This is a genomic window from Streptomyces sp. SID4985 (genome assembly GCF_009863025.1).
Taxonomy (GTDB): domain Bacteria; phylum Actinomycetota; class Actinomycetes; order Streptomycetales; family Streptomycetaceae; genus Streptomyces.
On the sequence record NZ_WWIR01000146.1, the window covers coordinates 1 to 7,884 of the forward strand.

Sequence of the window (7,884 nt, forward strand, 5' to 3'; positions counted from 1 at the left end):
CACAGCAACGTGCAGGGCAACCGCACCTGCGGCATCACCAACACCCCCACCCCGGAGTTCCTCGACAAGCTCGCCGAGGTCTGCGGGATCGACCCGCCGCGCGAGGACGGGCTGGACGTCGTCGGCACCATCGAGGCGATGGACCGGGGCGACATCAAGGTCTTCGTCGGGATGGCGGGCAACTTCGCGCTGGCCTCGCCCGACACCCGGTTCACCTACGCGAGCCTGCGCAAGGTGGACCTGACCGTCTACGTCAGCACCAAGCTCAACCGCAGCCATCTCGTCCATGGCAAGCGGGCGCTGATCCTGCCGTGCCTGGGCCGTACCGAGAAGGACGTCCAGCGCGGCACACCGCAGCGGATCTCCGTCGAGGACGGCGACTCGATGGTCCACCTCTCGCAGGGCAACCAGCATCCGGCCTCGCCGCAGCTGCTCTCCGAGCCCGCGATCATCGCCGGTCTCGCCCGGGCGGCGCTGCCCGACTCGAAGACCCCGTGGGAGTGGTACGCCGAGGACTACGACCGCATCCGCGACACCATGGCGGACGTCCTGTACGGCTTCGAGGACTTCAACCGGCGCGTCCGGCTGCCGATGGGCTTCCGGATCAAGCAGCCCGCCCGCGAGCTGGTCTTCCTCACCCCGTCCGGGCGCGCCGAGTTCTCGCACGCCCCGCTGCCCGACGTGGTGCCCCGCACCGGACGGCTCGTCCTGGGCGCGATGCGCTCCCACGACCAGTGGAACACCACGATCTACACCGACAACGACCGCTACCGGGGCATCCACAACCTGCGCACCCTCGTCTTCATGAACCCCGACGACATGCGCGAACGCGGCCTGGAGGAATTCCAGCCGACCCTGATCACGGCCCACGCCAAGGACGGCACCGAGCGCACACTGCGGGGCTTCCTCGCCGTCGAGCACGACATCCCGCGCGGCGTCGCCGCAGGCTACATGCCGGAGCTGAACAGGCTGATCTCGATCAGCGACTACAGCGCCCAGAGCGACCAGCCGCTGATGAAGCAACTGGACGTCACGATCGAACCGGAGGCATGACGGCGCCGACGAAGCGGGCTCCTGGAAACCACGCGGACGACTCCTCCTCAGGGAGTCAGCGGGCTGCGCGGTGCGGTCCGTTCCGTCGCCGCCCAGCTCGCCAGCAGCATCAGCGCCTCCTCCGAGGCGGAGCCCGGTTCGGCGGTGTAGCCGATGAGGCTGAGGCCGGGGGCGGCGGCCGCGTCGAGGGCTTCGAAGCGGAGGGTGAGGTCGCCGACGGCGGGGTGCCGGAAGTCCTTGGTGCCGCTGCGGTGGGCCCGTACGTCGTGTGCGGCCCACCGGGTGCGGAACTCCGGGCTACGGGTGGCGAGTTCGCCCACCAGATTCGTGATCGCCTTCGCGTACGGCGCCTTCGTGGCCGCTACGCGCAGCAGGGCCACCGTGTCGTCGGCGGCCTTCTCCCAGCGGGGGAAGGTGGCGTCGGCGCGGTCGTTCAGGAAGATGAAGCGGGCCAGGTTCGGGGGTTCGGGGCCGTCGTCGTACACGGCGTCGTACAGGGCGCGGCCGAGCGGGTTGGCGGCGACGATGTCGAGGTGGCCGTTCTGCACGATGGCCGGGGCGGCGACCATGGCGTCGATGAGCGCCTGGAGGGCTTCGGAGACCTGGCGGCGTGGGGTGCGGGCGCGGCTCTGTCCGCGGCCCGCCTTCCCGGCGGCGCGGGCGAGGTCGAAGAGGTGGGCCGTCTCGACGTCGTCCAGGCGCAGGGCGGTGGCGACGGCGTGCAGCACCTCGTCGGAGACCCCGGCGACCTGGCCGCGCTCGATCTGCACGTAGTACTCGGCGCTCACCCCGGCCAGCAGGGCGACCTCCTCGCGGCGCAGCCCGGGCACCCGGCGCCGCCCCACCGAGGGGAGCCCCACCTGGTCGGGGGTGATCTTCGCGCGGCGGGTGGTCAGGAAGTCCTTGATCTCCTTGGCGGTCTCCATAGGTCGAGGCTAAGCCCGGGGCCGGGGGCGAGGGAGGGGCTGCCGGTACCCCCGACAAGCAGCGTCTGTCCCGCCCGCGCGAAGGCCCGCAAGGTGGAGGTGTCGCCGGGATCCACCGGCCGACGGCATCAGCACTGCGAAGACTGGAGCGACCCGTGGAAGCGATCACCTTCCCCAACGGCCCGATCACCATGGCGGGCAACCTCTGCCTCCCGGCGGACTTCGACCCCGAGAGCAGCTACCCGGCCGTCGTCACCGTCCACCCCGGCGGCGGCGTCAAGGAGCAGGTCGCCGGGCTCTACGCGAGCAGGTTCGCCGAGCAGGGCTTCGTGGCCCTCGCCTACGACGCCTCCTTCCAGGGCGAGAGCGGCGGCGAGCCGCGTTTCCTGGAGGACCCCTACGCCCGTGTCGAGGACGTACGCGCGGCGGTCGACCACCTCCAGTCGCTCCCCTACGTCGACCCCGGGCGCATCGGCGCGCTCGGCGTCTGCGCCGGTGGCGGCTACGCGGTCGGCGCCGCGCTGACCGACCACCGGATCAAGGCCCTCACCACTGTGAGCGCGGTCAACATCGGCACGTCCTTCCGGCGGGGCTGGTACGGCACCGACTCCGACGCCGCCGCCGTACCCACGCTCCAGGCACTGGCCCGGCAGCGCACCGCCGAGGCCGCGGAGGGCGCGGAGCCGGCCTACCTGCCCTACGTCCCGGCCGAGCCGGATGCCACCACCCCGCGCGACCTGGCCGAGGCGCACGACTACTACCTGACCCCGCGCGCCCAGCACCCGAACGCCCAGAACAAGTTCCTCTTCACCAAGAGCGTCTCGCGGATCCTCACCTTCGACGCCTTCCACATGGTGGAGGACCTGCTCACCCAGCCGGTGCTGATCGTGGCGGGCAGCGAGGCGGGCTCCCTGTGGATGTCGACGGAGCTGCACGGGCGGGCCCGCGGTCCGAAGCAGCTGGTGGTCGTGGAGGGCGGTGCCCACATGGACTTCTACGACGTGCCGAAGTACGTGGACCAGGCTGTGGCGGAGGCGGTGTCGTTCTTCCGGGAGCACCTGGTGGCGGCACAGGACTGAGCCCTGTCACATGGGTGAGGCCCACATGTGGGAGGACTATATGTGGGCCTCACCCATGCAGGCCCCGCACATGTGGGCCCCTCACATGAGTGCCTCGAAGTCCACCTCCTGCGGCACCAGCCGCTGCTCCGACCAGATCGTCTTGCCGTTGCGGCCGTAGCGGCTGCCCCAGCGGGTGGAGAGCTGGGCGACGAGGAAGAGGCCGCGGCCGCCCTCGTCGCTCCAGCCGGCCCGGCGCAGGCGGGGCTGGGTGTTGCTGGGGTCGGTGACCTCGCAGACGAGGACGTCGTCCCGGACGAGGCGGAGGCCGACCGGGGCTCCGGCGTAGCGGACGGCGTTGGTGACCAGCTCGCTGACGATCAGTTCGGTGGTGAAGACGAGGTCGTCCAGGCCCCATTCGACGAGCTGGTGTCTGACGGCCTGCCGGGCGTCGGCCACCACGGAGTCGTCCGCGCCGAACTCCCAGCTCGCCATGGCGTCCTCGGGGATGGCGCGGGCGCGAGCGAGGAGCAGGGCGATGTCGTCGCGGGGCGGGGTCTGGCCGAGGTCGGCCTGGAGCAGACGGCTCGCTTCCACGAGGCTCTGCCCGGGGCGGCACGAGGTGGCGAGCCGGTGGGTGAGCCAGCGCAGGCCCGCGTCGAGGTCACCGCCGTACCGGTCGAGGAGTCCGTCGGTGTAGAGGGCGAGGACGCTGCCGGGCTCCACGTCGGCGGTGACGGTCTCGAAGGGCATCCCGCCCACCCCGAGCGGCGGTCCGGGCGAGAAGCGGAGCATGCGGGTGGTGCCGTCGGGCCGTACCTCGACGGGCGGCGGGTGTCCGGCCCCGGCGATGACGCAGCGGCGGGCGATGGGGTCGTAGACGGCGTACAGGCAGGTGGCGCCCGCGGGCTTGCCCCACTCGGTGTCCTGGCCGAGCCGTCGTACGAGGTCGTCGAGGTGGGTGAGGAGTTCGGAGGGGTCGAGTTCGAGGTCGGCGAGGGTGCGTACGGCGGTGCGCAGGCCGCTCATCGCGGCGCTGGCGTCCAGGCCGTGCCCGACGACGTCCCCGGCGACCAGGGCGACCCGGAAGGAGGGCAGCGGGATGACGTCGTACCAGTCGCCGCTGATGTCGGCGCCGCCGCCCGCGGGCAGGTAGATGCCGGCGGTCTCGGCGGCCGGGCCCTCGGTGGTGGCCGGGGGGAGCAGGCGTCGCTGGAGGGTCAGGGCGGTGCGGCGTTCGCGGGTGTAGCGGCGGGCGTTGTCGACGCTGAGGGCGGCCCGCGAGGCGATCTCGCCGAGCAGTTCGGCGTCCTCCGGCTCGAAGGGTTCACGCTCCCCGGTGCGCCAGACCGTGACGGAGCCGAGCACCAGTCCGCGCGCGAACAGCGGCGCCCACAGTCCCGAGCGGCCGTCCTCGGGGACGAAGCGGTGCACCAGCGAGGGGTCGCCGAGGACGTCGGCGACCGTGTCGGGGTCGAGGACGACGGGCCGTCCGCGCTGGATGTCGCCCAGTTCGGGCGAGTACGGCAGCCGGGGGATCGCCTCGCCGGGCCGGAAGAGGGCGGCGGTGCCCTCGTCGGGGGTCACGGTGACCCGGCACAGATGCAGGTCCCCGCCACCGGCGGCGGGCTTGGCCGGTTCGTCGGTGTTGAGCACGGCCTCGGCGAGGTCGGCCCAGCCCACGTCCCCGAGGGCCGGGACCAGGACGTCCATCAGGTCCCGCACGGTGCGCCTGACATCGAGGGAGGCGCCGATGCGGTCGGCGGCGGCGTGCAGCACGTCCAGCCGTCGGCGCACCCGCTGCTGTTCCGGGGTGTCGGCGAACATGGTGACGACACCGATGGGCGTGCCCTCGGCGTCCTCCACCCGGAAGGCGCACAGCGACAGGACGAGGTACCGGTCCGGATCGTCCGGCGCGCGCATGTGCAGGGTCTTCCCGACCAGCGGCTCACCGGTCTCCAGCACCTGCCGCAGCTCGGTCTCGGCGTCCTTGGCGTCCTTCAGGGCGGGTACGTCCGTCAGTCTGCTGCCGCGCGGAAGGGCCGACCCGCCGAACATGTCGGCCGTGATGTTGGTCCACATCACAGTGAGGTCGGTGTCGTGCATCCCGATGCCGAGGCGGTCCTGGGAGAGCAGGGCGCGCAGCACATTGGCGTCCGCCTCCCAGTGGCTCACCCGCCGGGTGGGGGCGAGCAGTACGAGGGACTCGGCGGCGGGCTCGGTGCTCAGGACGCGGAAGCTGACGGCGACCGCGTCACCGCAGCTGTGCCGCAGCAGGGCCGTGCCGTCCGCCGGAAAGCCGTCGTCCTCGGTGTCCGGGCAGTCGCGCGCGAGCAGCTCGCGCAGCGGGCGTCCGCAGACCTCCTCGGCGGTCCGGCCCAGCAGTTCGGCGGCCGCCGACGACCAGCGCACCACGGTGCCCCGGTCGTCGAGCACGGCCGTCGCCACTCCGGCGAACGAGAACACATGCCTCTCGGCACCGGCGCTGAACCCGCCCATCCTGCTCCTCCGGCTCGGCGCCCCCGCCTCTCCCACGGTACGACCAACGAGGTGGGAGCGCTTTTCGCGGCGGCGCGGGCGGGGGCGGCCGGAAGCCCGAGGGTGCGGTGTTCCGGGCCGTCGTGTCCGTACGCGGGAGCAGCTCAGATACGCGCGGGCGGCTCAGGTACGCGCGGGCGGCTCAGCCCGTCAGATGGCCCAGCACCTGGCGGTGGGCCTCCGCCACCGCGTGCCGGGACTCGTCCGTGGGGTCGGCCACGTCGAAGCCGTGGTGGCCCGAGGGGACGTCGACCGTCACGACGTGGGCGTCCGCCGTCCGCGCGGCGGACAGGAACTCCGTCACCGTGGCCGCGATCGTGTCGTGCTCCAGCCCGACCCGGGTCAGGACGACCGGCAGCTCACCGGCCGAGCGGACAGCCGTGACGGGACGGAAGCGCGCGTCCACCGCGTTCCAGCCCGGCAGCGGCGCGAGCACCGGGTAGCTCGCGGCGACGCAGCGCAGCCAGGGCGGCGGCGCGGCGAGCCAGTCGCTCATGAGCAGGCCGCCGCCCGAGAAGAACCACAGGGCGATCCGGTCGGCGTCCACCCGGGGATGCGCCCGGACCAGGGCGACGGCCGCGGCGAGGTCGTCGGCGGCCCGCGCGTAGTCGGTGAGGGCGTGCAGGCCGTGGTCCACGGTCACGCCGACCGCGCCCCGGCTCGCCGCGTACCGGGCGTGGCCGGTGTAGAGCGGCCAGTCGCGCGGAGTGGGCCGCTGGGAGGCGGGAACGGGGCCGCCGTGGACGAACACGACGGCGGGCCGGGGTCCGTCCGCGTCGGGCGGGGAGCCGGTCGTGCGGTGCGGCGGGGAGCCGGGCAGGCAGAAGTCGACCCGGCCGGTCCGCTCACGGGGCCGCTCGGGCACGTCCAGCACGAACGGGCGTAGATACAGGGGCTGTTCGTCGGCGTCCACGGTGATCCTGTGCCCCTCCCCGGCGGCTGCTCCCAGCAGCACGTCGGCCAGTTGGTCGGGGGTGGAGAGCATCGGCCAGTGTCCGGTGGGGAGTTCGAAGAAGGTGACCCGGGGGTCGGCGAGCGCCCGGAACTGCGGTGGTCCGGTGCGGACGAAGGTCTCGGCCATGGCGATGGTCATTCCGGAAGCGGTGCAGAAGATCCCCGTGCTGGGCAGGCCGGCCGCCGCCCCGGTGAGCCGCAGCGGCTGGACGAGGGTGCCGGACGGCTGCGGCGCGGCGTGACGGTCCAGCCGCTCCAGCGCGCTCTCCGACAGGCCGACCGTGCTGCCCCAGCGCTCCCAGTCCCCCGGCTTCGGCACCGGGACGCACCCGCCGGGCTCGGCGAGCACCCGCTCGCGCGCCTCCTGGTCCGGTACGAGGGCCAGCGCCGCGTCACCGTCCTGCGGCATCCCGGCGTCGAGGTACACGATCCGGGAGATCCGCCCGGGGCGGCGGTCGGCCGCGCCCAGCACCGGGTGGATGGCGTAGTCGTGTCCGACGAGGACCAGCCCGGGTGCGTCGAGGCCGTCGATCAGCCGTACGACGTCCTCGATGTGCGTCTCCAAGTCGGTTCCCGGACCGGCCGGTTCGCGCCGCTCCCCCAGTCCGGTGAGGGACAGCGGATGCGCCTGGGCCCCCGCCTCGCGCAGCCGTGCGGCGGTCTCCCGCCAGATCCAGTCACCGGTGAAGGGGCCGGAGACCAGTACGAACGCCGTCATGATCGTCTCCTCATGGGGTGGTGGTCCGCGCGGTAGGCCGCAGGGCCGCCCGTGCTCGCGGGTACCGTAGGAACTCCCCCTGAGGGAGATTCAAGACATGTCCCCTGAAGGTCTGTTGAGCATCGGTGAGCTGGCGGAGCGCGCGGGTGTCACGGTGAAGACGGTCCGCTTCTACTCCGACCTCGGTCTGCTGCCCGAGGCGTCCCGGAGCAGCGGCGGCCATCGGCGCTACGGCCCCGGCGCGTTGGACCGGCTGCGGCTGATCCGTTCGCTGCGCGCGCTCGATCTGCCGGTGCCCGAGGTGGGCCGGGTGCTCGACGAGGGCGACGGTCCGGCGGGTACGACAGGAGTCCTGGCGACGGGGGCCCTGGAGAACGCCCTCGACGGCCGTCTGCGCGAACTCGGCTCGGAGATCACGGCGTTGAGGTGGCGGGAGGCCGCCCTCCAGCTCGTCCGGGACTGTCCGGCCGAGGAGCGCGCCGACCGGATCCGTCTGGTCGGGGCCGTGTCCGCGCCGCCCAGTACGGCGGCGCTCGCGCGCTTCTGGCGCGGGGCGCTCCCCGCCCGGCTGTCGCCCCGGCTGCGCTCGGCGATCCTCGACCACGCGGTTCCCCGGCCCCCGGCCGACCCGACGCCC

Annotated in this window: 6 protein-coding genes; 3 read left to right on the plus strand and 3 right to left on the minus strand. The window is 73.2% G+C overall.

Annotated features, from left to right (window positions below):
- On the plus strand, window positions 1–1,053 hold a 1,053-nt coding region (locus tag GTW40_RS05860), incomplete at its 5' end, for a molybdopterin dinucleotide binding domain-containing protein (protein ID WP_272918981.1).
- A 47-nt stretch (window positions 1,054–1,100) separates the two neighbouring features.
- On the opposite strand, the gene GTW40_RS05865 is transcribed toward GTW40_RS05860, so the two are convergent.
- Window positions 1,101–1,979, minus strand: a complete 879-nt coding sequence (locus tag GTW40_RS05865) for a helix-turn-helix transcriptional regulator (protein WP_161179079.1) — start codon at window positions 1,977–1,979, stop codon at window positions 1,101–1,103.
- Between the two features lie 155 nt (window positions 1,980–2,134).
- Between GTW40_RS05865 and GTW40_RS05870 the strand changes: the two genes are divergently transcribed.
- Complete coding sequence (locus GTW40_RS05870) at window positions 2,135–3,058, plus strand: alpha/beta hydrolase (RefSeq protein WP_161179080.1); 924 nt, start codon at window positions 2,135–2,137, stop codon at window positions 3,056–3,058.
- Between the two features lie 81 nt (window positions 3,059–3,139).
- Here the strand turns inward: GTW40_RS05870 and GTW40_RS05875 are convergent, their stop codons facing one another.
- Window positions 3,140–5,536 (minus strand): SpoIIE family protein phosphatase, encoded by a 2,397-nt coding sequence (locus tag GTW40_RS05875; RefSeq protein WP_161179081.1) that lies wholly within the window; start codon window positions 5,534–5,536, stop codon window positions 3,140–3,142.
- Between the two features lie 181 nt (window positions 5,537–5,717).
- Window positions 5,718–7,247: an alpha/beta hydrolase gene (locus tag GTW40_RS05880; RefSeq protein ID WP_161179082.1), complete on the minus strand. Its 1,530-nt coding sequence runs from the start codon at window positions 7,245–7,247 to the stop codon at window positions 5,718–5,720.
- Between the two features lie 97 nt (window positions 7,248–7,344).
- On the opposite strand from GTW40_RS05880, the gene GTW40_RS05885 reads away from it, so the two are divergent.
- On the plus strand, window positions 7,345–7,884 hold a 540-nt coding region (locus tag GTW40_RS05885), incomplete at its 3' end, for a MerR family transcriptional regulator (RefSeq protein WP_161179083.1).

What these genes read in the sequence shown, in the direction of transcription:
- GTW40_RS05865 (WP_161179079.1), bottom strand. Translation starts at nt 1,979, where the DNA reads ATGGAGACCGCCAAGGAGATCAAGGACTTCCTGACCACCCGCCGCGCG.
- GTW40_RS05875 (WP_161179081.1), bottom strand. Translation starts at nt 5,536, where the DNA reads ATGGGCGGGTTCAGCGCCGGTGCCGAGAGGCATGTGTTCTCGTTCGCC.
- GTW40_RS05880 (WP_161179082.1), bottom strand. Translation starts at nt 7,247, where the DNA reads ATGACGGCGTTCGTACTGGTCTCCGGCCCCTTCACCGGTGACTGGATC.